At 68.1% G+C, this 20238-nt stretch carries 26 protein-coding genes; 3 read left to right on the top strand and 23 right to left on the bottom strand.

Annotated elements, in window-relative coordinates; genetic code table 11:
• Nucleotides 1-24 precede the first annotated feature (24 nt).
• The 4 genes from frr to rpsB form a co-directional block, all read right to left on the bottom strand.
• Nucleotides 25-582, bottom strand: a complete 558-nt coding sequence (gene frr / locus AAFP35_RS09110) for a ribosome recycling factor (RefSeq protein WP_419221248.1) — start codon at nt 580-582, stop codon at nt 25-27.
• A 76-nt stretch (nt 583-658) separates the two neighbouring features.
• On the bottom strand, nt 659-1399 hold the full coding sequence (pyrH, locus tag AAFP35_RS09105) for a UMP kinase (RefSeq protein WP_419221247.1): 741 nt from the start codon (nt 1397-1399) through the stop codon (nt 659-661).
• A gap of 141 nt (nt 1400-1540) precedes the next feature.
• The gene (gene tsf, locus AAFP35_RS09100; protein ID WP_419221246.1) at nt 1541-2365 is read right to left on the bottom strand and encodes a translation elongation factor Ts; all 825 of its coding nucleotides are present in this window, start codon (nt 2363-2365) and stop codon (nt 1541-1543) included.
• A 42-nt stretch (nt 2366-2407) separates the two neighbouring features.
• Nucleotides 2408-3223 (bottom strand): 30S ribosomal protein S2, encoded by an 816-nt coding sequence (rpsB, locus tag AAFP35_RS09095; protein WP_419221245.1) that lies wholly within the window; start codon nt 3221-3223, stop codon nt 2408-2410.
• Nucleotides 3224-3540: 317 nt separating this feature from the next.
• Between rpsB and AAFP35_RS09090 the strand changes: the two genes are divergently transcribed.
• A complete protein-coding gene (locus tag AAFP35_RS09090) occupies nt 3541-4092 on the top strand; it encodes a M23 family metallopeptidase (protein WP_419221244.1) in 552 nt (183 codons plus the stop codon).
• A 4-nt stretch (nt 4093-4096) separates the two neighbouring features.
• Here the strand turns inward: AAFP35_RS09090 and AAFP35_RS09085 are convergent, their stop codons facing one another.
• Both AAFP35_RS09085 and AAFP35_RS09080 read right to left on the bottom strand, forming a co-directional pair.
• Nucleotides 4097-5008: a tyrosine recombinase XerC gene (locus tag AAFP35_RS09085; protein ID WP_419221243.1), complete on the bottom strand. Its 912-nt coding sequence runs from the start codon at nt 5006-5008 to the stop codon at nt 4097-4099.
• 98 nt (nt 5009-5106) lie between these two features.
• Entirely contained in the window at nt 5107-6018 is a 912-nt protein-coding gene (locus tag AAFP35_RS09080) for a siderophore-interacting protein (protein WP_419221242.1), read from the bottom strand.
• 148 nt (nt 6019-6166) lie between these two features.
• Between AAFP35_RS09080 and AAFP35_RS09075 the strand changes: the two genes are divergently transcribed.
• On the top strand, nt 6167-6730 hold the full coding sequence (locus tag AAFP35_RS09075) for a TetR/AcrR family transcriptional regulator (RefSeq protein WP_419221241.1): 564 nt from the start codon (nt 6167-6169) through the stop codon (nt 6728-6730).
• A 39-nt stretch (nt 6731-6769) separates the two neighbouring features.
• On the opposite strand, the gene dprA is transcribed toward AAFP35_RS09075, so the two are convergent.
• From dprA to AAFP35_RS09055, 4 genes are all read right to left on the bottom strand, one after another.
• Nucleotides 6770-7900, bottom strand: coding sequence for a DNA-processing protein DprA (gene dprA, locus AAFP35_RS09070; protein ID WP_419221240.1), 1131 nt, complete (start codon nt 7898-7900; stop codon nt 6770-6772).
• Nucleotides 7897-9417 (bottom strand): YifB family Mg chelatase-like AAA ATPase, encoded by a 1521-nt coding sequence (locus tag AAFP35_RS09065; RefSeq protein WP_419221239.1) that lies wholly within the window; start codon nt 9415-9417, stop codon nt 7897-7899. Before AAFP35_RS09065 ends, dprA begins: the two co-directional genes overlap by 4 nt.
• Nucleotides 9418-9419: 2 nt before the next feature.
• A complete protein-coding gene (locus AAFP35_RS09060; protein WP_419221238.1) occupies nt 9420-9836 on the bottom strand; it encodes a YraN family protein in 417 nt (138 codons plus the stop codon).
• A 115-nt stretch (nt 9837-9951) separates the two neighbouring features.
• Nucleotides 9952-11298 carry a hypothetical protein gene (locus AAFP35_RS09055; RefSeq protein WP_419221237.1) on the bottom strand — a complete coding sequence of 449 codons (1347 nt, stop codon included), beginning with the start codon at nt 11296-11298 and terminating at the stop codon, nt 9952-9954.
• Between the two features lie 139 nt (nt 11299-11437).
• Between AAFP35_RS09055 and AAFP35_RS09050 the strand changes: the two genes are divergently transcribed.
• Nucleotides 11438-11920: a hypothetical protein gene (locus AAFP35_RS09050; protein WP_419221236.1), complete on the top strand. Its 483-nt coding sequence runs from the start codon at nt 11438-11440 to the stop codon at nt 11918-11920.
• Nucleotides 11921-11930: 10 nt separating this feature from the next.
• On the opposite strand, the gene AAFP35_RS09045 is transcribed toward AAFP35_RS09050, so the two are convergent.
• From AAFP35_RS09045 to AAFP35_RS08985, 13 genes are all read right to left on the bottom strand, one after another.
• Nucleotides 11931-12242 (bottom strand): DUF2469 domain-containing protein, encoded by a 312-nt coding sequence (locus AAFP35_RS09045; protein WP_005176689.1) that lies wholly within the window; start codon nt 12240-12242, stop codon nt 11931-11933.
• Nucleotides 12232-12924 carry a ribonuclease HII gene (locus AAFP35_RS09040; protein WP_419221235.1) on the bottom strand — a complete coding sequence of 231 codons (693 nt, stop codon included), beginning with the start codon at nt 12922-12924 and terminating at the stop codon, nt 12232-12234. Before AAFP35_RS09040 ends, AAFP35_RS09045 begins: the two co-directional genes overlap by 11 nt.
• Nucleotides 12925-12972: 48 nt before the next feature.
• The gene (gene lepB, locus AAFP35_RS09035) at nt 12973-13857 is read right to left on the bottom strand and encodes a signal peptidase I (protein WP_419221234.1); all 885 of its coding nucleotides are present in this window, start codon (nt 13855-13857) and stop codon (nt 12973-12975) included.
• 18 nt (nt 13858-13875) lie between these two features.
• Nucleotides 13876-14217 (bottom strand): 50S ribosomal protein L19, encoded by a 342-nt coding sequence (rplS, locus tag AAFP35_RS09030; RefSeq protein WP_419221233.1) that lies wholly within the window; start codon nt 14215-14217, stop codon nt 13876-13878.
• Nucleotides 14218-14445: 228 nt separating this feature from the next.
• A complete protein-coding gene (locus AAFP35_RS09025) occupies nt 14446-14895 on the bottom strand; it encodes a hypothetical protein (RefSeq protein WP_419221232.1) in 450 nt (149 codons plus the stop codon).
• Nucleotides 14888-15931 (bottom strand): hypothetical protein, encoded by a 1044-nt coding sequence (locus AAFP35_RS09020; protein ID WP_419221231.1) that lies wholly within the window; start codon nt 15929-15931, stop codon nt 14888-14890. Before AAFP35_RS09020 ends, AAFP35_RS09025 begins: the two co-directional genes overlap by 8 nt.
• Complete coding sequence (locus AAFP35_RS09015) at nt 15928-16257, bottom strand: hypothetical protein (protein WP_419221230.1); 330 nt, start codon at nt 16255-16257, stop codon at nt 15928-15930. Before AAFP35_RS09015 ends, AAFP35_RS09020 begins: the two co-directional genes overlap by 4 nt.
• A gap of 64 nt (nt 16258-16321) precedes the next feature.
• Nucleotides 16322-16660, bottom strand: coding sequence for a YbaB/EbfC family nucleoid-associated protein (locus AAFP35_RS09010; protein WP_419221229.1), 339 nt, complete (start codon nt 16658-16660; stop codon nt 16322-16324).
• A gap of 49 nt (nt 16661-16709) precedes the next feature.
• On the bottom strand, nt 16710-17429 hold the full coding sequence (trmD, locus tag AAFP35_RS09005) for a tRNA (guanosine(37)-N1)-methyltransferase TrmD (protein WP_419221228.1): 720 nt from the start codon (nt 17427-17429) through the stop codon (nt 16710-16712).
• Nucleotides 17430-17433: 4 nt separating this feature from the next.
• On the bottom strand, nt 17434-17952 hold the full coding sequence (gene rimM / locus AAFP35_RS09000) for a ribosome maturation factor RimM (RefSeq protein WP_419221227.1): 519 nt from the start codon (nt 17950-17952) through the stop codon (nt 17434-17436).
• 16 nt (nt 17953-17968) lie between these two features.
• Nucleotides 17969-18211, bottom strand: a complete 243-nt coding sequence (locus AAFP35_RS08995) for an RNA-binding protein (RefSeq protein ID WP_006331321.1) — start codon at nt 18209-18211, stop codon at nt 17969-17971.
• A complete protein-coding gene (gene rpsP, locus AAFP35_RS08990) occupies nt 18208-18651 on the bottom strand; it encodes a 30S ribosomal protein S16 (protein WP_419221226.1) in 444 nt (147 codons plus the stop codon). The genes AAFP35_RS08995 and rpsP overlap by 4 nt, the downstream gene beginning before the upstream one ends.
• Before the next feature lie 509 nt (nt 18652-19160).
• The gene (locus AAFP35_RS08985; protein WP_419221225.1) at nt 19161-20237 is read right to left on the bottom strand and encodes an amidohydrolase family protein; all 1077 of its coding nucleotides are present in this window, start codon (nt 20235-20237) and stop codon (nt 19161-19163) included.
• Between the last annotated feature and the right edge of the window lies 1 nt (nt 20238).

The raw sequence follows: 20238 nt of genomic DNA, 5'->3' as shown, positions 1-20238 counted from the left end.
TAGCCGCGCGTGTGGGTTCCGCGCTCACACTTCGAGCAATTCGTTCTCTTTGTGCTTCACGAGCTCGTCGATCTGCGTGACGTAACCGGCCGTCGTCTTGTCGAGTTCCTTCTCCGCGCGAGACACCTCGTCCTCGCCCGCCTCGCCGTCCTTCTGGATGCGTTTGAGTTCGTCGACCGCCTTGCGACGCACGTTGCGGATCGCGACCTTGGCGTCCTCACCCTTGCCCTTGGCCTGCTTCACCAACTCCTTGCGACGGTCCTCGGTGAGCTGCGGGATCGCGACCCGGATGATCGTGCCGTCGTTGGTGGGGTTCACGCCGAGGTCGGAGTTGCGGATCGCCTTCTCGACCTCGTTCAGGATCGACGCCTCATAGGGCTTGATCACCACGAGCCGCGCCTCGGGGGTGGTGATGCTGGCGACCTGGGTGATGGGCGTGACGGCGCCGTAGTACTCGATGTTGACCCGGTTGAACATCGCCGGGTTGGCGCGACCGGTCCGGATCGAACCCATGTCGTCCTTGGCGACGCTCACCGCCTTCTCCATCTTTTCTTCGGCATCCAGGAGCGCATCGTCGATCATGGTCGTCCTACTTCTACTCGGTGTGCGGTGGTGGTACTCGGTCTACGGGATGGTGGCCGGCGGGCCGCCGGTGCCGCTAGGTGGCCACCAGGGTGCCGATCCGGTCGCCCGCGACGGCGCGGGCGATGTTGCCCTGTTCCAGCAGGTTGAACACGAGCATCGGCATCTTGTTGTCCATACAGAGGCTGAAGGCGGTCGCGTCGGCGACCTTGAGCTGCCGTTCGAGGGCTTCGCGGTGCGTGATCTCACGGAACAGCGTGGCGTCGGGATTGGTGCGCGGGTCGTCGTCGTACACCCCGTCGACCGCCTTGGCCATCAGGACGACCTCGGCCTTGATCTCCAGTGCGCGCTGCGCAGCGGTCGTGTCGGTGGAGAAGTACGGCATTCCCATGCCGGCACCGAAGATCACCACGCGCCCCTTCTCGAGGTGACGCTGAGCGCGCAGCGGGATGTAGGGTTCGGCGACCTGACCCATCGTGATCGCCGTCTGCACTCGTGTCGCCACTCCGCGCTTCTCGAGGAAATCCTGCAGCGCAAGGCAATTCATCACCGTACCGAGCATGCCCATGTAGTCGGAGCGGGCGCGGTCGAGACCCCGCTGTTGGAGTTCGGCTCCCCGGAAGAAGTTTCCACCGCCGATCACCACGGCGATCTGCACACCCGAACGGGCGACCTCGGCGATCTGATCGGCGACCGTCCCGACGACATCGGGATCGAGGCCGACCGCTCCGCCGCCGAACATCTCACCGCCGAGCTTGAGCAGCACACGACGATAACCGTGGCGCTCGCCGTCGACGTGATCGGGCGTTTCGCTCATCAACTTCCTCACTGGTGGGACGGTCGGTTCGAAAGATGAACACTCTCCGCGATCATCTTAGTGCCCCGACACCAGACGACCCCGCGTCACCATACGGTTGACACGGGGTCGTCATCGTCGATTCGGGTCAGGCCGATCGGGTCAGGACTGGCCGACCTCGAAGCGGCTGAAGCCCTTCACGGTGACACCGGCCTCGTCGAGAAGCGCCTTGACGGTCTTCTTGGAGTCCTGCACCGACGGCTGGTCGAGCAGCACGACATCCTTGTAGAAGCCGTTCACGCGACCTTCGACGATCTTCGGCAGCGCCTGCTCCGGCTTGCCCTCGGCCTTCGCGGTCTCCTCGGCGATCCGACGCTCGTTGTCGACGATGTCGGCGGGGACGTCGTCACGTGTGGCGTAGCGCGCCTTGAGTGCGGCGACCTGCATCGCCGCATTGCGAGCAGCCTCGGCGGCGGCGTCGCCGTCACCGTCGTAGGACACGAGCACGCCCACGGCCGGCGGCAGATCCGACGCCCGCTTGTGCAGGTAGACCGCAACCGGACCGTCGTAGGACACGACGCGACGCAGTTCCAGCTTCTCGCCGATCTTGGCCGACAGCGCCTGCACGGCGTCGTCGACGGTGCCGTCGCCCAGCTTGGCCGCCTTGAGCTCGTCGACGTCGTTCGTCTTGGCCGCGACAGCGGCGTCGAGGATGGCGTCGGCGAGTTCCTGGAACTCGGCGTTCTTCGCGACGAAGTCGGTCTCCGAGTTGAGCTCGATCAGCACGCCACCCTTGGCGGCCACGAGGCCCTCCGCGGTGGACCGCTCGGCACGCTTGCCGACGTCCTTGGCGCCCTTGATACGCAGTTCCTCGACGGCCTTGTCGAAGTCGCCGCCGTTGTTCTCCAGAGCCTTCTTGCAGTCCAGCATTCCAGAGCCGGTGAGCTCACGAAGACGCTTCACATCGGCTGCGGTGTAGTTCGCCATCGTTGGCGAGCCTCCTTTGGGAAAGTGACGGATGTCGGTGATTCAGGACGCCGGGGTGGTGCCGGCCTCGTCACCCGCGGGCGCGGTGGCCTGGGTGAGCAGTTCCTGCTCCCACTCGGCGAGCGGCTCGCCGCCGCCGGCCTCCGGCTTGGCGTCGCCTGCCGACTGACCGGCACGTGCCTGCACGCCCTCGGCGACCGCCGAGGCGACCACGCGGGTGAGCAGCGCGGCGCTGCGGATCGCGTCGTCGTTGCCCGGGATCGGGTAGTCGACGAGATCGGGATCGCAGTTGGTGTCGAGGATCGCGATGACCGGGATGTTGAGCTTGCGGGCCTCGCCGACGGCGATGTGCTCCTTGTTGGTGTCCACGACCCACACGGCCGACGGCACCTTGTTCATGTCGCGGATACCGCCGAGGGTGCGCTCGAGCTTGTTCTTCTCACGCGTGAGCATGAGGATTTCCTTCTTGGTGCGTCCCTCGAAGCCACCGGTCTGCTCCATGGTCTCGAGTTCCTTCAGGCGCTGCAGGCGCTTGTGGACGGTCGAGAAGTTGGTGAGCATGCCGCCGAGCCAACGCTGGTTGACGTACGGCATACCGACGCGGGTGGCCTCTGCGGCGATCGACTCCTGGGCCTGCTTCTTGGTGCCGACGAACAGGATCGTGCCGCCGTGGGCGACGGTCTCCTTGACGAACTCGTAGGCCTTGTCGATGTAGGTCAGCGTCTGCTGCAGATCGATGATGTAGATGCCGTTGCGGTCGGTGAAGATGAACCGCTTCATCTTCGGGTTCCAACGGCGGGTCTGGTGCCCGAAGTGTGCGCCGCTGTCCAGCAGCTGCTTCATGGTCACGACAGCCATGAGTGTTTCCTTTGTGTCGCAGTTGTCATCGGTACCGGCGGTACCGATCCTGGCGCCCGCACCGTGGTGGAACCCGATCGGAACCGTCTCCGTCCGGGACCGCCCACCCGGTTGCTTGCGACCCTCGACACCGCGGTGTCGATCCGTCGCCACGCAGGCGCGCGAAGTCACCTCATCGAAGCCGACAAGGTGCGCCCGAGAGTTTACGCCGGTCAGCAACGGAAAACCAAAACGCGGCGACGCTGGTCGACCACTGTTCACCTGGGCGCGTCGAGCACCGATGGATCCGAATGCCGTCCGTGTGCGTCTGACTGTCCATGACCCACCGCGCACCCGCCCGTATCGTCTGGCGTCACGCCCTGGGCCGAGCCCTGGTCGTGGTCGCCGAGCCGGCACTCGTCGTCGCGCTGCTGTGGGCTCTGCCGGCGGTCGCGTTCGGTGTGTCGCCGCAGTTCCGGGCGCCGCTGGACACGATGACCGTGACCCGGCCGTACGACCCGCCGCAGATGCGATGGCAGTCCGGCCATCGTGGCGTCGACCTGTCCGCCCCGCCGGGTAGGACGGTCCGCGCGGCAGGCGCCGGGACGGTTGCCTTCGCGGGCTCGGTGGCCGGCCGGGAGGTGGTGTCCGTCCGACACGTCGGCGACCTGATCACCACCTACGAGCCGGTGCGGGCGTCGGTGCGGCGCGGAGAACACGTCGACCGCGGCGATCTGCTCGGCATCGTCGCAGCGGGCCATCCTGGGTGCCCGGCCGCCGCATGTCTGCATTGGGGAGCGCGTCGCGGACGCGGCCACGACGCGACATATCTGAATCCGATGGCCCTGCTCGGCGCGGTGCGTGTCCGCCTGAAACCCGTCGATCCGTGAGCAGTCAGGCCCGGGGGTGTGCCTGGCGGTGCACCGCCCGCAGACGCTCCACGCTCACGTGGGTGTAGATCTGCGTGGTCGACAACGACGAATGTCCGAGCAGTTCCTGCACGACGCGCAGGTCGGCACCACCTTCGAGCAGGTGGGTCGCCGCGCTGTGACGCAGCCCGTGCGGACCCATGTCCGGTCCGCCGGCCGCGGTGACCGCGCGGTGCACCACCGAGCGAGCCATCCGCTGGTTCAGGCGCCCGCCCTTGGCGCCGAGCAGCAGCGCCTCACCCGAGGTGGGCCCCGCCAGCGCGGGCCGACCCACCCGCAGCCACCGTTCGATGGCCTGGGCGGCTGGCGCACCGTAGGGCACCGCCCGCTCCTTGTCCCCCTTGCCCACGACCCGCAGGATTCGTCGATGACCGTCGACGTCGCCGAGGTCGAGGCCACACAACTCCCCGACACGGATGCCGCTGGCATAGAGCAGTTCCACCACGAGTCGGTCGCGCACCGCGATCGGGTCGTCGTCGGTCTCCGAGGCGAGGCTCCCTGCCGCGGCCGCGGCCTGCTCGGGCGCCAACACCGACGGCAGCGTTCGGTGCGCCCTGGGCGCCTGCAGGCGCGTCGACGGATCGGCGGCGAGCAGACCGTCACGGGTCGCCCACGCGCAGAACGTCTTCGCCGACGACACCTGCCGCGCAACGGTCGTGCGAGCGGCTCCCCGCCGGGTGGTCTCGGCCAGCCACGACCGCAACAGGGCCAGGTCGACGTCGGTCACCGTCACCCCGCGCGCCCCGGCGAACGTCACGAGGCCCCGGACATCACCCACATAGGCGCGCACGGTGTGCTCGCTGTGGCCCTTCTCGTACCGCAGGAAGGTGGCGAAGTCGTCGAGAACCCCACCGTCCGACGGTGCCGGTGTCGTCATGGAGTCGACCCAACCGGTCGCGATCGGATCACGCAACCGGCCACGCGAGACCGTTGCCGGATCGTGGTGTCGGTGGCAAGGAAGTCGGTGTCGAGGAATCAGCGTCCGGCGATGGTCTCGGCGCCACGGCGGAGCTTTCCGGCGAGTCCACCGTCGCGAGCGCCCTGCCCTTCCTCGTCCGCACGGAGTTCGGCCTTCCACTCTCGGAAGCCCTCTTCGGTGCGTCCGCGCCGCCAGTATCCGGAGATCGATGCGTTCTTCGCGCCCACACCACGCTCTTTGCGGACGTAGGCCCGCAGGTTGTGCATGACGGCCTGCGCCTCACCGTGGATGAACACATGTGGTTCACCGTCGAGCCATTCGGCGTTGCGAACCGCCGCGATCAGCGGCGCGTTGTCACCGGCCTTGTCGTCACCGACCTCACCTGCTGCTCCACCGCGACGCACCCAGACGATCTCGGCGCCTGCCGGAGCGGTCAGGGGAAGTTCGTCATCTGGTCCGGCGACCTCGACGAACACCTTCGCGACCGCATCGGCGGGCAACGCCTCGAGGGCGGCCGCGATCGCCGGAAGCCCCGCTTCGTCGCCGGCGATCAGATGCCAGGGAGCCTCGGGGTTCGGCCGATAACCGCTCCCCGGCCCGAGGAACTTCACCTCGGTTCCCGGTTCCACCGTCGCAGCCCACGGACCGGCGATTCCCTCGTCGCCGTGGACGACGAAGTCCACCAGGACCTCCCGACGCTCGGTGTCGATTCGACGGACGGTGTAGGTCCGCAGTACGGGCTGCTGTTCGGGCGGCAGCGTCCGCAGGCTGGCGCGGTCGAACTCCGCGGGGATCTCCACCCCTTGCGGGGCGAACAACAGCTTGATGTACAGATCGGTGTCCCAGGTCGTACGGTCACCGTCGGGTAGGAAGTCGTCGAAACCGTCGCCCCCCAGGTAGAGCCGGACGAAATGCGGGCTCAGCCGTTCCCGTCGCAACACCGTCAACACATTGGTTCCTTTGGCCATGAAGCCTCCTCTCGCACATCACAGTACGCGCGCTTAGGTAATCCTAAGTTAAAGCGATCTCAGGATGTCCACAGTGAAGCAGAGTAATCTCGAAGTTCACGACGTCGAATACTGACGTCCTTCGTACGACTGTTCGATGGAGGGGAGCATGCCGGAGACTCCGTCGTCGCGACGTGGTTCCCGCCTCAACGTCGACGACTGGCTCGACGCTGCGATGCAGTTGCTCATCAGCGAGGGCGTGGGGGCCATCAAGATCGCACGACTCTGTGAGCGGCTCGGGGTCACGAAGGGCAGTTTCTACTGGCACTTCAACGACATCGCCGCGCTGATGTCGGCGCTCGCGGCGCATTGCCGGGAGGTCGAGGATTCGGCACGGCAGATGCTCGGCGAACTGTCGTCGCTGCCTCCCGTCGAACGGATCGAGTCGATGGTCGCCTTGGCCTCCGACCCCCGCCGGACCACCGTGGAATCGGCGGTCCGCACCTGGGCGGAGACCGACGAGTCGATGGCCGCGGCGGTCACGGCCCTGGACGAACAGATCTTCTCCGTCACCGAGCAGGCGATGCTCGACCTCGGCTTCGACGCACGCGAGGCACACGCTCGCGCCACCACACTGCTCTACGCCGGCATCGGGTACCTCCATTCCCGCCACGGGCCGCCGGCATCCGACGACGACAAGCGTCTGTTCATCGAATTGTTGACGCGGCGCTGATCGAGCCGCCCCACTCGGCGGCAACCCGACGCCGTGGGTTCACGACAGTCGCCACAGCCCATCGGCGTTCACGACGTGCCCGTCGATCTCCATGTGCGCCAACGCCGACCGCACGGTCGCGATGTCCAGTCCCGCCGAGAACGCGATCTCCTCGATGGCCACCGCTCCCCTACCCGGAATGGCATCGTGTACGCGCAGCGCCTCGGTGGTGAGCCCGTCGGTCGACCGCCGACGGCCGCGACCCGACGGTGGCGCCCCGTCTGGTGTCGCGAGCGCGATCACCGACCGGACATCGGTGACGAGCACGGCGAGATCGTCGGCGATCATCTGATGGCACCCCACCGATGTCGCCGAGGTGACCGGCCCGGGAACCGCGCCGAGCGACCGGCCCAGTTTGCGAGCCCACGCGGCCGTGTTGGCCGCACCCGAACGTCGTCCGGCCTCGACGACGACCACCGCGTTCGACAACGCGGCCACCAGTCGGTTGCGGGTCAGGAACCGATGTTTGGCCGCGGTCGTGCCCGGCGGGTACTCGGAGACGACCAGACCACGACCGGCGATCTCCGCCAGTAGTCGGGCGTGCCCGGCCGGGTAGTCCCGGTCGATGCCGCAGGCCATCACCGCCATCGTCGGCCCGTCCGATGCGAGTGCGGCCCGGTGGGCGACACCGTCGATACCGTAGGCGCCACCGGAGACGACGGCCCAATTCTCCACGGCGAGACCGGATGCCAACGTGGACGCGACCTGTTCGCCGTAGCCCGACGCCGCCCGCGACCCCACCAGGGCGATGCCGGCCGCGGCGAACTCGTCGAGGCGGCCCGGTCCACGCACCCACAACGCGATCGGTTCGCCGCCACGGGCCGCCGTATCGGCCTGACTCAACGCCAGCAACGGCCACCCCGGCCATTCCGCGTCGTCTCGGGTGACCAGTCTGGCCCCGATCCGGTCTGCATCGTCGAGGTCGCGTGCCGACCGGTCGATCGCGAAGCGCGCTGCCGTCGCGTCGAGCACGGCCTCGTGCCCGTCGGGGACCGAACGCGCCACCACCGCAGCCGCTGCATCCACCGCACCCAATCGATCACACAGCGATTCCAGTGCGGAACAGGGCGGTTCGGTCACCCGACTCAGATATGCCCACGCCCGGCGCTCGGCCTCGTCTGGTGTGCTCATCGCTGACCACCCCGATCGCGGTAGAGAAGTGCCTCGGCGATCTCGGTCTCGGTGGGTCGGTCGGTTCCCTTCAGGTCACTCAACGTCCAGGCCAGCCGGATCGCGCGATCGGCGCCCCGCGCGGTCACCCGTCCGTCCCGGAGGAACAACTCCACCGGCCGCAGCGTCTGCGTGGGCAGTCGGAACCGTTGCCGCAGTGCCGAACCCGGAACCTCCGCATTCGTCAGCCATCCGTGTTCACGCCATCGATCGACGGCCGCGGCCCGCGCCTGCGCCACCCGCGCCCGGATGTCGGAGCTCGCCTCCGCCGTCGAGTTCATCAGCGCCGTGTTGCCCGGCGGATCCATCCGTACCCGGATGTCCACGCGGTCCATCAGCGGGCCCGAGAGCTTGCCGAGGTAACGCCGGCGCGTCACCGACGAGCACACACAGTCGACGTCGTGGGCCGGCGCGCAGGGACACGGATTGGCCGCCATGATCAGCTGAAACCGCGCCGGATACGTTGCCACACCGTCACGGCGGGAGACCCGCACCTCCCCCTCCTCGAGTGGTTGTCGCAACGAGTCGAGCACCTTGGCCCCCATCTCCGCGCACTCGTCGAGGAAGAGCACACCGCGATGCGCTCGCGACACCGCGCCGGGACGGGCGAGCCCGGTGCCACCGCCGAGGAGCGCGGTGACCGAGGTGCTGTGATGCGGTGCGATGAACGGCGCCTCGGTGATGAGCGGGTGACCGGCCCGCAGTGTCCCTGCGATCGAATGTATGGCGGTGACCTCCAACGATTCCTCGGTCCCCAACGGCGGAAGGATGCCCGGCAGCCGGCGCGCGAGCATGGTCTTGCCGATGCCCGGCGGACCGGTCATCAGCACATGGTGGGCGCCGGCCGCCGCGATCTCGAGCGCGTGCCGGGCCTCGGCCTGCCCGGCCACGTCGGCCATGTCGGGGATCTCCGGCCGCGCAATGGCTTCCTGATCGGCAACGGTGTCGAGTACGTGGTCGCCGTCGAGCCACCGGGTGACCTCGGGCAGGCCGTGTGCGCCCCCCACCTCGAGATCGGTGACCAGCGCCGCCTCGGTGACGTTGCCCATCGGCACCACGGCGTGGGTGAACCCACATGCCCGGGCCTGCACCAACGCGGGCAGTACACCGCGCACCGGACGCAACCGACCGTCGAGGGCCAGTTCGCCGAGGAAGACCGTGTGCGGCAGTCGGGCCCCGGACACCTGCTCGGTCGCCACCAGGATCGCGAGGGCGATTCCGAGATCGAAGGTCGCACCCGCCTTCGGCAGGTCCGCCGGCGCCAACGACACCGTCACCTTGGTCTCCGGAAAACTCAACTCGGAGTTGGTGATCGCCGAACGCACCCGATCCCGGGCCTCACGCAACGACGCGTCGATCAGACCGCTGATGGTGAACCCGGGCAATCCCTGACCCGAGTTCGCCTGGATCTCGATCGGTTGTGCTGCGAACGCATTGAGACCCACGCTGTGCGTCCGCCCGAATCCTGTCTGCCGCATCGTCACTCGAAGACACCGCGATGGTGCCGGACCACCGCGCGTTCGGTCGCGAACGGGTCGGTCGAATCCAACTGCACCGACACCACGTCGAACCGGATCCGGCTCCACCATGCCTCCCGGTTCTCGCTCAACCACATACGCGCCAGGCTGCGCATCCGGGCGAGCTTGCGCGGAGTGACCGCAGCAGCCGGGTCGGCGAAGACGTGGGAGGCGCGGGTCTTGACCTCCACGATGACCAACACCGACCCGTCGGCCGCGACGACGTCCAGTTCACCGTGCCGGTTACGCCAATTGCGGGTGAGGATGGTCCAGCCGAGCCCACGAAGATGGTCGGCGGCGAGATCCTCTCCGAGCCGTCCGATGTCCGCGGTGTTCCGCGTGCCCCGTGCCTGTCGCGACGACGATTCGTTCTCTGTCATCTCTCCAGCATTGCTGCGGCGCAGGACAGTTCAGATTCTCGGCGACCGTAGCCCGGGATCTGTGGAATCCGCGGCGTTTGTGCACAACGTCCGCGTGCACGTGCGTGCACCGCGGTCACGACGGACGGTCCGGTTCGGCTGTGGACGCCTCCGGGACGACGGCGCGCTCGGACTCCGCTGTCGCTGTGCTCTCACGTCGCTGCGGTCGTTCGCCGATCACCGCGGGACCGACGAGTGGCAGAGTACCGACGATACGTTTGCCATTGCCCCGACCACGCAGATGATGGGCGGCGGTGTGCACATCGTCACTGCCGCGACCGCGCGCGGCGGCCGGTGTCGCACCCATCGTCCCGAATGGCGACGATCGGGTGCCCGGCGGGATCGGTGTGGTCGGCGGCGGCACCGACGTCGCCGACAGGCCACCGGGCCGTCGTGCCGACAACGGCTCGTCGGGTGCTCCGGCGCCGCCGAGCGTGGGTGACGCGATCCCGCGTCCGAGCGGGTCCCGCTGTCCCGCGACGGCTTCCGCGCGATTCTCGGAGGCGACCGCAGATGTGGGTGTGGTGCGATCAGCCTCGTCAGAGGCACCGGAGCGCGCCCGCAGGCCTCTCGCATCCGTCCCGTCGGGATCGGCGGGTCGTGCGCCGGAGGTCATCGCGGTGCCGTCGGAGGTCGCCGACCGCGGGCCCGTCGTGCTGGTTGTCGAGGTGTCTGCGTGCGATGCGCTTGCCGATGATCTGTCCGCCGCCTGTCGGTCTGCGGTCGCCCGCGCCGCCGGAACGGACCCGGTCACCAGCGGTGCCGATTCTCCACCCACCGGGCCCGCCGGGGAATGGCTCGCGGCGCTCGAGGCGGAATACGGGGTCGGCGCGGAGTCCGGAGTCGGGGCTGCGACGAGCTCGCCTCCGTGAGATTCGCCGTGCGTACCGATGTCGTCGCGAACTCCGATGCCCACGGCAGCCGTTGTGGTCGCGAGTTGTTCGGCCACTTGTGGATTCGGAACCCGCGCGAGGGCTGCGGACATGGGTCCGTTGTAGATCGATTCCATCAGGGCGGCGGCACGGCTGACCATCTCGGCGGCATCCTCTGGACGCTCGGCGATCGCGTCACGGTAGGAACGCAGCGCCGTTTGGTGTCGGGTGGCTTCGGCCAGTACCCCCTGGGCTCCGGCGAGCGCCTCGATGCCGCCGCTCACCGACTCGGCGCCGGTGACGATGTGACCGAACAGGGCGTGCGCCCGTGCGCGGGAGGCATCTGCCGCCGCACCGGTCAGATCGTCGTCGGCGAACACCAGCAGCTCCCGGGCCGCATCGTTCGCGGCGTCGACGGCCGCGCGCAGTGTCTGGGCGTCTGTGGTGGCGGCCTCGGCATCCATCGACGCCACGCGCGCCATCATCTGGCTGATCGCGATCATCCAGTCGGTCCATCCGCCCACCGGCACCGCCACTTCGTCGTCCGACACCGGCGAATCCCCCTGTCGCGCCACCACCGCGACCGGGAACGTCGCGAGTGAGCGTGATGCTACTGTCCGCGTCCGGTCCGAGGGGCCCTGTCATTCACATCGCCGACGCCCGGCCGCGGCGGAACCGGACCGTGCACCGGTGCGTCCAAGCATCATGGACGACATCGCCGATGGCTCAGACGGTTTCGCGGGTGCAGTCGGTGCGACGATGCGCCCGCGACCCCGCGAGGTACCGCAGACCGCGCCGCCGCCCGACGACTCCGGCTGGACGCGGTCCCCCGCACCGGCGGCGCCTGCAGGTGTCCGGGAGACAGCGGGTCGCGTACGTTCCGATCGTGAGATGTGGTTGCGGCGAGCCCGAACCGCCGATGCGTCGGCCGCCCGGCTCACCGAATCTCTCACCGCGATCCAGACGATGCTCGACTCCAACTACCTCGGCACCGACTGTCTGGAGGGCATCGCCTTTCGCACGGCCATCCGTGACGCCGTCGTCGACGGCGGCTGGAGTGTGATCCTCCGGGGTCAGATCCAGGCGTTGAATGAACTCGCGCGGAACTGTCGCGCGGCCGCGACGTCGTTCGAAACCGTTGACACACAATTGGGTTCGGCACTCATCCGGTGAGACCCGCTGTTCACGGCTCGTCGGGCAGGCGGAGCTCGGGCTTCTCGAGTTCTTCGATGTTGACGTCCTTGAAGGTGATCACCCGCACCTGCTTGACGAATCGGGCCGGGCGGTACATGTCCCACACCCAGGCGTCGCTCATCCGGAGTTCGAAATAGACCTCACCGTCGGTGTTGCGAGGGACCATCTCCACCGCGTTGGCAAGGTAGAAGCGCCGCTCGGTCTCCACCACGTACGTGAACTGACCGACGATGTCCTTGTACTCGCGGTACAGGGAGAGTTCCATCTCGGTTTCGTACTTTTCGAGATCCTCAGCACTCATTCGACAAGCCTATCGTGGTCGGGTTCGGGTCGGAGGTGGCACGCAGGGCGACATTCCGGTAGGACATCCGGTGATGCGCGGAGGGTCCGTGCAGGTCCAGGCGCGCCATGTGGCGGGCGGTGCTGTAGCCCTTGTGGACGGCGAAATCGTAGCCGGGCAGCTCCTCGTCCATGGCGACCATGATGCGGTCTCGGGTGACCTTTGCGATTATGCTGGCCGCCGCGATGCATGCCGCAGCACCGTCGCCGCCGATCACCGGCAGCGACGGGACGGTGAGTCCCGGAACGGCGAAACCGTCGGTGAGCACGTAACCCGGCGTGACCTCGAGGCCGGCGACCGCACGGCGCATCCCCTCGATGTTGGCGACGTGGATGCCGATCCGATCGATCTCGGCCGATCCGATCACCACCGCGCTCCACGACAGGGCGTAACGGGTGACGGCCTTGTAGAGGGTCTCGCGGGTGGCCTCGGTCAGCCGTTTCGAGTCGTCGAGTTCGGCCAGCGAGGTGAGCTGGGTCGGTTTGAGCACACAGGCTGCCACCACCAGCGGTCCGGCGCAGGCGCCACGGCCCGCCTCGTCGACACCGGCGACGGGCCCGAGTCCGTTGCGATGCAATGCGAACTCGAAGGTGCGCAGGCTCGCGGCCCGGCGCACCGGAAATCGTGGCGGCCACCGGCTCATCGGCCACCTCCCCGCATCGAGACAGACCTGATCATCGTCCCGGTCCCGTCATCGCTGGGGATTGTCCGAGGACACACCACCGATCCGCGAGAAGGGATAGATGATGAATCTGACCTTGCCACGAATATCGCTGACCGGCACCGTGCCATGGAACTCGTCTTCGGTGTGGAATCGGGAGTCGGCCGAGTTGGCGCGATTGTCGCCCATCACCCACACGTTCCCGTCAGGAACCTTGATCGGCCCGAAGTCGGGTCCGTAGCAGGCGTTCGGCTGCCCGTTGGGCGCGGCCGCCATCTCGTTGCCCTGGGCCACGTCCTGCGCCTGCAGTTCGCGATCCACGTAGGGCTCGGTGAGCGGCTTTCCGTCGACGGTCACACCCACGTTGTCGGCGTTGCGACACGCGACCGTCTGGCCTCCGGTCGCGATGACCCGTTTGACCAGATCGTTCTCGTCGGGCGGTGCGAAACCGAACCACGACAGTCCGTCCTGGATGCCGTGCACGACCGGATTGGTCGAACGCGGGGACAGCCATGCGCCGTCCCAGGATTCGCTCGGCGCCTTGAACACGACGACGTCGCCGGGTTCCGGATCGCCGAATCGATAGGTGATCTTGTCGATCACGATCCGGTCGTTGGAGCACCCGGCACATCCGTGCAGGGTGGGCTCCATCGACTCGGACGGGATCACGTACTGGCGTCCGACGAACGTCTGCAGCAACCAGGTCAGCAGCAGGACGCAGCCGACGATGATGACGAGTTCACGCAGGAACGAATGGCGCTTCTCGGGTTTGTCGTCCTTGCTCCGCCAGGGGCGTTCGTCGGGACGGTCATCGCCGGGCTGTCGACCGAAGTCCTCGGCCCCCGACGACGACGTATCCGACGGCCGGTGGGCGGAAGGTTCGGAATCGCTACCCGTGGAATGTGTGTCGGCCACGTCGTCAGGGTAGACGCGTCAGCGCTTTTCCTTGATCTTGGCTGCCTTGCCGCGCAGGTCGCGCAGGTAGTACAGCTTCGCGCGACGCACGTCACCACGGGTGACGACGTCGACCTTGGCGATGTTCGGGCTGTGCACCGGGAAGGTGCGCTCCACGCCGACGCCGAAGGACACCTTGCGCACGGTGAAGGTCTCGCGCACGCCGCCGCCCTGGCGACGGATCACGACGCCCTTGAACACCTGCACGCGCTCCTTCGAGCCCTCGATGACCTTGACGTGGACGTCAAGGGTGTCGCCGGGAGCGAATTCGGGGATGTCGTCGCGCAGCGACTGCTTGTCGAGGAAGTCCAGGGTGTTCATCGTTGGTTGGTCCAATCTGGCTTGTGCTGAACAGAGGAACCTGGCGGCACCGCACACAAGGCCCGAACGAATCGGGGCTTGATGGTCGGTGTTCGACCGGTTCGTATTCCGAGTCATGGCGTGCGCCGACGCCACACCCATGGGGGTGTCGGGGCCAGGCAACCCGTCTATTGTGCCAGACGCACCCCGCTCCGGTGAAATCGCCGGTGAGGACCGTGCGAGCACCGTTCATGCGGCATGACGGCTCAGCACGCCGACGACCGCTGCCGTGCCCCGCGTCGCGACCGCCGCCTCGTACACCGCCTCCCGGAGATTGTCGCGAATCGTTCGATCGGCGGCGCCCTCGGCCCCGATCACGAAGGTGATGCAATGCGCGGTGCGGGCTGCGCGAAAGGCCCGGTCGCGAGCGTGTCCGTCGGCCCGTCGTGATGCCGCGAAGGCCTGGTGTTCGCACCGGTTGCGTACATCACCGACCGCGAGCCGCAGGTCCACGGCGACCGTCCCCCGCCTGCGGGCGTCCGCCAGCGCGTCGGTGAGCACGCCGCGGACCTGCTCGTCGATGTCGACGATCGAGAGCACGGTGATCGCCAACAGATGCGCGCAGTCACGCAGATCGGCGTCGGGTACACGGCCCACCAGATCTGCGACCTCGGGCAGCCGATCGAGCCGGTCAGTCATCGTGACCGTCGCCGACGAGGTCGGCATCGGGTCCCGTCGGATCGTGTCGATCGACCGTGACGACCTCGATGTCGTCGGCGGTGAGTCGTTCGACGACATCGGGTGTGCTCGGCGTCGCAGCCGCGATGGCCGTCACCGCCGCGCCCTGTGACATCAGATGGTCGACGACGGCGAGTTCGGGCGCGCGCCCGTCACCGACCAGGATGTCGTCGCGCTCGAGCGCCATGCCTTCTCGCTGATAGGGATAGGGGTCGCTGGTGCCCACGACGATGACCTGCGTGCCGTCGGCGGACCGGCCGGCCCCGACAGCGATCCGGACGTACCCGGCCGTCTCCGGGGGTAGCGACGACTGCAGGGCCAGTGCACGCACCGCCAACCAGGAATGGTCACGGTCTGCCGACTCCGAAGCGACGCAGGGGTGCCGACCCGTGGCCGGTCCCGCGACCACCGAGACCCGCGGGAAAGCCGCGCCCGCCATAGCCGGCGCCGCGCCGGACGACACCGTCGTGTCGCCACCGCCCACGTCCATCCGTCCCGCCTCGTGGGCACGGTCGGCGAGATCATCGGCAACGGCCGTCAGTGCCCCCGCTCCCGCCCCGGCCGCGACGATCCGTGACGTGCCGTCGCCCAACGCGGCGCGCAGATCGGCGCGCAACAACTCACGCTCGGTGATCGCGGCGACGACGGTCATGTCCCGTTGTGCGGTGGCCACTGCGACGGCGTACGCGTGCACGCGGTGGCCGACCGCGACGAGCCGGCCCGACAGCGCGGACAGTTCCGAGGCGGGACCGGTGAGGCGGGCTCCGCCGACGATGATCGCCTCGTGTGTCGCCCCGGCGCCGGCACCGAGACGGCGGTGCGCATCGTCGATCTCGGTGACCAGTCGATCCACGGCCGCCGCCGACTCCCCGCAGCGCACCGCGAGTGCTGCCAGTGCGTCGACGTCCACACCGGGCCATCGACCGGGAGCCAGGCGCTCGATGAGGGCGCGGATCTCGTCGGGTAGCGGCGGTCGTGTCGGTACCGGGGCGATCATGTCCGGTCCGCGACGAGGTGCCGGGCCGAGACCTGATCACCCTCGCTCAGCGCATCGACGCCCCGGCGGATCGACTCGCCGTGCTCGGCGAGCGCGGCGTGAGCCGCGACGGCATCATGGAGGAGAACGGTGATCGCCGAGCCGAATCCGTCCCGGAACGCCCGCGCCGCCGCGTCGGCGCCGACCGCCGCGTCGATGTCGCGGGCGAGCCTCGTCACGTCGCCCACGACGTCGGTCAGTATCTGGTCGAGCCGCGCCAGCCTGTCCCCCAGTGCACTCAGGGCATCGAGGTCGGCGAGTACGCCGCGATCCGAAGTGGCGCCCACCGGAGTATCACCAGCCGAAGTCTCACCCGTGCGCGTGTCGGAACCCGCCATAGTTGTCCCCGCATCATCGATCACCGGACGCATCCGGCCGGACATCGACGTAGTCCGGTGAGGGTTGGACGGCGGCGGCGAGGACTTGGTTCCGCTGCCGACGTAATCGATCGTCGGCGTCGCGGACGAGACCGGTGATGAGATCGGCGAGCTGATCGGAACGATGGCGACGCAGGGCGGCCGGTTCGATCGTGAGGTCCACCAGCAGTCCGCGTGCGTCCACGGTGACCGCGACGAGTCGGTCGGGACTCACGGCACGTGCGGTCAATCGGCCGACCGCATCGCCCACACGAGTCAGTTCGGCGCGCTGACGCGCCAGTTCGTCGAGCATCGCCGACCATCGATCCGCCATCGGCGCCCCTCTCCCCGGTCGCCGAGATCCTATCCTCGAATGCCGTACCTCACGCGGGGTCGCGCGGATCGTCGTCGAGCTCGGTCCGGACGGGCGAGAGCAGGTCGGGGCGGCGGGCCCGCGTGCGCTGTAGGGACTGCTCGTGACGCCACGCTGCGACCTTGGCGTGGTCGCCGCTGAGCAGGATCGGCGGCACCTCGAGACCGCGCCAACTGACCGGCCGGGTGTAGCTCGGCCCCTCGAGCAACCCGTCCGAGAACGAATCCTCCTGGTGGGACCGGGGATTGCCCAACACACCGTCGATCAGCCGGACGGTGGCCTCGATCATCGCCATGGCGGCGACCTCACCGCCGATGAGCACGAAGTCGCCGAGGGAGACCTCTTCCACCCGGACCCGGCGCGCGGCGTCGTCGAAGACCCGTTGGTCGACGCCCTCGTAGCGCCCGCAGGCGAATACCAGGTGGGATTCGCGACTCCACCGGTCCGCGGTCTGCTGGGTGAACGGGACACCGGCCGGAGTCGGCACCACCAGCAACGCGTCGTCGGGACACACGTCGTCGAGGCACGGGCCCCAGACGTCCGGTTTCATCACCATGCCCGGCCCTCCCCCATACGGGGAGTCGTCCACGCTGCGGTGCACGTCGTGGGTCCAGTCACGCAGGTCGTGCACGTCAACACTGATCCGCTCGGATTCGATCGCCTTGCCCAGCAAGGCAACTCGCAGCGGAGTGAGATATTCGGGGAAGATCGTGACCACGTCGATGCGCATCAGATCACGCCTCGGGGTCCAGCAGGCCGTCCGGCGGGTCGACCTCGATGCGTTCGCGGGTCACGACCGGAACGATCTGACGGACGAACGGGATGAGCACCTCGCGGTCGTCGGGCGTGCGCACGGTGAGAACCTCGCCCCCCGGAAGGTGCAGCACCGACGAAACGGTTCCGACCTCGTCGCCCTGCACCGTCGACACCGGCAGCCCCTCGAGTTCATGATCGTAGAACTCATCGGGGTCGTCTCCGGACTCGACGTCGGCGCTGTCGATGAGGAACAGGGTGCCGCGCAAGGCATCGGCCGCGGTCCGGTCGGACACCTCGGCCAGCGACAGCAACAGCCGCCCGGCATGCTGCCGGGCGGCTGTCACCGTGAAAGTCTTCTCGCCGCCCCCTTTGGGCAGCCGTCCACGCAACGAAACATCCTGCGCGAAACGGGCTTCGGGGTCGTCGGTGCGGACATCGACGACGAGTTCACCTCGGATGCCATGCGACTTGACCACACGGCCCACCACGAGATCCATTGCGGACCGGTGGCCCTCAGCGGTCGGTGTCGACGATGTCCACCCGCATCCCGCGGCCACCGATACCGGTGACCAGCGTGCGCAGGGCGGTCGCGGTCCGACCGTTACGGCCGATGACCTTGCCGAGGTCGTCAGGGTTGACGTGCACCTCGACGAGTCGACCGCGACGTCCGGTGATCAGTTCCACCCGGACGTCGTCGGGGTTCGCGACGATTCCGCGGACGAGATGCTCGACCGCGTCGGCGACGACTGCGCTCACGCGTCCGCCTTGGCGTCACCCTCGGCCGGCGCGTCGTCGGCGTCGGCCTTCTTGGCGGCCTTCTTCTTCGGGGTGGTCGCCTCGGCGACCGGCGCGCTGTCGGCAGCGGCCAGCGCGGCGTTGAACAGGTCCAGCTTGGACGGCTTGGCCTCGGCGGTCTTCAGGGTGCCTTCGGCGCCCGGCAGGCCCTTGAACTTCTGCCAGTCGCCGGTGACCTTGAGGATGGCCGCGACCGGCTCGGTCGGCTGCGCGCCGACTCCCAGCCAGTACTGGGCGCGCTCGGAGTCGACCTCGATCAGGCTCGGCTCTTCCTTCGGGTGGTACTTGCCGATGGTCTCGATCACCCGGCCGTTGCGGCGGGTCCGAGCGTCGGCGACGACGATGCGGTACTGGGGATTGCGGATCTTGCCGAGCCGCGTGAGCTTGATCTTGACTGCCATGTCTTCTCTTCTTCCTCGTGGTCACTGCGCAATTCAGCGGCCCGCCCGGTATGACGAGCCCGGTTTTGCGTTCTGTTTCGGTGTGACCGCCGGTCGGTACGTGACCGGGTCCGGCGAACCGACCTGCCATTGTGCCAGATGAGCGGGTCCGAGAGGAAATCGTCGACTGCGTCGACCATGGTGAGCGGCGCACAGCGGAGCCGCTTCAGAGGGGCATCGCTTCAGAGGGGGGTTCGACATGTGGTTACCCACCCCGCAGAAGGTAACCACATGTCGCGTACCCGATGGCTGAGCATGCTCACGATTCGCCGACCGCGTCGGCACGGCCCTCCCCTGGCCGGATGCGACAGCAGACGTCGGCGCGGGCTTCAGCCGACCGCGAACCCCTTGCAACGCAGGCGCTACATTACCAGCGGGTAAGTTAGCGGTACCAGTCCCACAGACGTGGAATACGTCACACGAATACATCACATTCGCGATGCCGAACTGGGGTTTTGCGCCGCCGACGGTCACGAGACCGTTAGCCCCGAGCAAACGATCTCGCGCGGCCGACGCAGGCTCGAGAGGTCCTGTCGCGGGTCGTCGTCGAGCACGATGAAATCCGCGGGATCACCGTCGTCGAGGCCACCGGCACCGAGCCACGCCCGCGGTGCGGCGCTGGCCGCGAAGAGCGCATCACGCGCGCCGAGCCCGAGGTCGGCAAGGGCATCGATCTCATCGACGATGCGTCCGTGCTCGACGAATCCTCCGGCGTCGGTCCCGGCAAAGATCGGCACGCCGGCCTCCCGAGCGGCCGCGAACACCGCACCCGCATTCTGGTGGAGCTTGCGCATGTTGGCCTGATACGTCGGGAACCGGTCGGCGCCGTCGGCGATACCCGGGAAGTTCTCCACCTGGATCAGGGTGGGCACCAACGCAATCGAGCGCTCCACCATCTGATCCATCAGATCGGTGGTCAGACCGGTGCCGTGTTCGATGCAGTCGACACCCGCCGCGATGAGATCCGGCAACGCGTCGTAGCCGAACACGTGCGCGGTGATCCGCGCTCCCTCGGCGTGCGCGGCCGCCACCGCGGCATCGAGTTGTGTGCGGGTCCACAGCGGGGCGAGGTCGCCGACCTCGCGGTCGATCCAATCTCCGACGATCTTGACCCAGCCGTCGCCGGCCCGTGCCTGACGGGTCACCTCGGCGGCGAGATCGTCGGGGTTGTCCAAGTCGACCCCGTAGTCACGCAGATAGCGTTTGGGACGTGCAATGTGCTTGCCGGACCGGATGAACCGCGGACACGACGGATCGTCGTCGAGCGGATGGGTGTCCAGCGGTGAGCCGACTTCACGGATCAGCAGGGTGCCTGCGCGCGCATCGGCTTTCGCGTAGTCGCGGGCGCGATCGATGGTGACGCCGAGGCCGGGTGCGATACCGACGTGGTTGTGCGCGTCGACCAGTCCCGGGATGATCCAGCCGCCGTCGATGACGGTGGACGCCGACGCGACCGGCTCTCGACGGATGGTGTCCCCGACCACCCACAGGTCGAGTTGCTCGTCGGTGAAGGGGTCACGTCCACGGTAGTGGCGTACATCGGACACG

Origin of the sequence: Gordonia sp. CPCC 206044, assembly GCF_048537895.1 — a bacterium.
Taxonomy (GTDB): Bacteria; Actinomycetota; Actinomycetes; order Mycobacteriales; family Mycobacteriaceae; genus Gordonia.
This window is presented reverse-complemented; position numbering and strand designations above follow the sequence as displayed.